The organism is Streptomyces sp. NPDC001744, from assembly GCF_042892575.1.
In the GTDB taxonomy this organism is placed as follows: domain Bacteria; phylum Actinomycetota; class Actinomycetes; order Streptomycetales; family Streptomycetaceae; genus Streptomyces.
On record NZ_JBIAUG010000051.1, the window covers coordinates 1 to 1,990 of the forward strand.

Consider the following 1,990-nt stretch of genomic DNA (forward strand, 5'->3'; position numbering starts at 1 on the left):
GATCTCCCACAACCCGTCCGGAACAATCCAACTCCACGCACCCCTCCCCATGACGAGCCCAACGACCGCCTCACCACATAGGACACGGTCTTAGCGAGGCGGTCGAGCTGTTTCTGATCGGAGTCCTGATGCCGTAGGACTTCGCAGGTCCGCGAGACACCCTGGCCCCCCGGACGTTCCCCCTTTACGATCAACGCCCATGTCCACCACCACCTCGCCCATACCCGTCCTCCGCGGCTCCGGCGGAACCACCCTCCAGGCCGACGGAGACGCCCTCGCCCTGCGCCGGTGGCGCAAGGAGAAGCGGATCCCGCTCCAGGCCGTCCGCCAGGTCCGCGCGGAGGGCCGTGCCCTCGCCGTGGAGCTCACCGCCCCGGCCGGTACAACCCCGACCGTGTTCCGGGTACGGGCCGTGAGCACGGTGGCGGCCACGGTGTTCGCCGACGCGGTCACCGCGCGCCTACCCGAAGAGCGGGAGGCCGACGGCGCGTCCCTCGTCACCGAAGGCACGCCGACGGAGTCCGAGGACGAGGCGTACTGGCGCAAGCTCAAGATCTGTGCGTGGGTCGTCGGCCTCGTGACCGTCGGGGTGGCCGTGGCGATGGCGATCGTGGGGTCGGGGTTCCTCGCGTTCCTCTTCCTGATCCTCAACCCCGTGACCCTGGGAATCGCCGTGCTCGGTCTCTACGCGATGAGGACGCCGTACTACGAGTGGTACCTGCCCCGGTACGGCATCACCGTCGAGGCGGTGTACCGCGGCCCCAGGAGCTACGCCTACACCGACCTGCACGGCACGGTCCGGACCGCCTCCGTCCCGGGCAACGCCCCGACCAGATGGGTCGCCTACCACCCGGACAGGCCCTTTGTCGAAGCGTTCGCCGCGTACTCGTGGATCCGCAAGGTGTTCCGCACCCTCTTCTGTCTGGCGTTCCTCCTCGTCGGCCTCTCGCTCTTCGCCTTCAACATCTACATGGCCGTCGATGGCTTCCAACGCGGCTGACTGATCGTTTCAGGATGAGGTTCGCAGGCGGCGCAGGCACATGAGGCTGCAGGCCAGTTCGAGCAGGCCCTGGTGGAGATCGGCGCGTCGTTCGTAGCGGGTGCGGAGCCGTTTGAACTGGTGCAGTCAGGCGAAGGCGCGCTCGACCACCCAGCGCACCTTGCCCAGTCCGGAACCATGGGTGACGCCGCGTCGCGCGATCAATGACTTTATGCCCCGGTTCCACAGCAGGCGGCGGTACTTGTCGAAATCGTAACCACGGTCCGCGTACAGGCGCCGTGGCTTGCGGCGGGGACGTCCCCGCCGACCCTGAATTGGCGGGACTGCGTCGAGCAGGGGCAGGAGGTGGGTGACGTCGCGCCGGTTGCCGCCGGTGGGAGTGACGGCGAGCGGGGTTCCGTGACGGTCGACGATCAGGTGGTGCTTGGAGCCGGGGCGGGCGCGGTCGACGGGTGAGGGGCCGACGTGGTCCCCCCCTTTGAGGGCCCGGACGTGCGATCCGTCCACGGAGCAGTCGTCCAGGTCCAGCAGGCCGGCGCGGCGCAGCTCGCTCAGCAGGGCGGCGTGCAGGCGCGGCCACACGCCGACCTCGGTCCAGTCCCGCAGTCGGCGCCAGGCCGTCACCCCGGAACAGCCCACCGTCTCCGCGGGAACGTCACGCCAGGCGACGCCGGTCCGCAGCACGTACATGACGCCGGCGAGCGCCACTCGGTCGGGAACGCGCAGCCGCCCGGGGTGGCGATGGCGCCGTTCGGGGGCGGGCGGCAGCAGCGGGGCCACCCGCTCCCACAGGTCGTCAGGAACAAGATCAGCTCGCACCCCGGACACCCTTGCGACCAAGATCGTCGAATGCAAGACCCGCAGCTCAACTCATTCTGAAACGATCAGCAAGTCACATGATCCGCCGGACAGGCCCTAGTAGTGCTTCGTTAGGTTCTTCGTCTGGTTCTGTTGCGGGGTAGGGGTTGGCTGCAGGTGGTGCAGGTGCCG

1 protein-coding gene and 1 pseudogene are annotated in these 1,990 nt (G+C 68.7%); one reads left to right on the plus strand and one right to left on the minus strand.

Going from position 1 to position 1,990, the window contains the following annotated elements; translation table 11 throughout:
* Nucleotides 1-199 precede the first annotated feature (199 nt).
* Nucleotides 200-1,000 (plus strand): hypothetical protein, encoded by an 801-nt coding sequence (locus ACFYZY_RS29965; RefSeq protein ID WP_388700403.1) that lies wholly within the window; start codon nucleotides 200-202, stop codon nucleotides 998-1,000.
* Between the two features lie 9 nt (nucleotides 1,001-1,009).
* On the opposite strand, the pseudogene ACFYZY_RS29970 reads toward ACFYZY_RS29965, so the two are convergent.
* A pseudogene (locus ACFYZY_RS29970) lies at nucleotides 1,010-1,819 on the minus strand (IS5 family transposase).
* Nucleotides 1,820-1,990 lie beyond the last annotated feature (171 nt).

Bases quoted from the DNA above. Each gene is read 5' to 3' on its own strand.
- ACFYZY_RS29965 (WP_388700403.1), top strand. From the start codon at position 200: ATGTCCACCACCACCTCGCCCATACCCGTCCTCCGCGGCTCCGGCGGA.